This window comes from Mesorhizobium sp. WSM4819, assembly GCF_055811215.1.
The window spans coordinates 1-457 of record NZ_JBVVQO010000102.1; the positions used below are offsets into that span (position 1 = coordinate 1).

Sequence of the window (457 nt, forward strand, 5' to 3'; positions counted from 1 at the left end):
GCGGCTTGCCGAACCTTACCCGTACCTCATTCTGGATGCGCGCTATGAGCGGGCGCGCGAGGCCGGCGTGATCGCCAGCCAGGCGGTCTTGGTGGCGATCGGCGTCGACTGGGAGGGCCGGCGCCAGGTGCTCGGTGTCGAGCTGGCCAACCGGGAGAGCCATTCGAGCTGGCGCGCGTTCGTGGCAGGGCTCAAGCAGCGCGGGCTCGCCGGCGTCGAGTTCGTCGTCTCCGACGACCATCCAGGGCTCAGGGCAGCGATCCGCGAAGTCCTGCCCGAGGCAGTCTGGCAGCGCTGTTACGTGCACTTCCTCAGAAACGCGCTCGATTATGTGCCGCGCAAGGTCGATGACGACTGCCTGATGGAGCTCAGATGGTTCTATGACCGGCGCGACCTAGCCGAGGTCAAGCGCGACCTGGCGCAGTGGATCGCCAAATGGCAGGCCAAATACCCGAAG

The 457-nt window shown here is 66.3% G+C and carries 1 protein-coding gene; it reads left to right on the forward strand.

Annotated features, from left to right (window positions below; translation table 11 throughout):
• On the forward strand, positions 1-457 hold a 457-nt coding region (locus AC0L18_RS32415; RefSeq protein ID WP_473495749.1), incomplete at both ends, for an IS256 family transposase.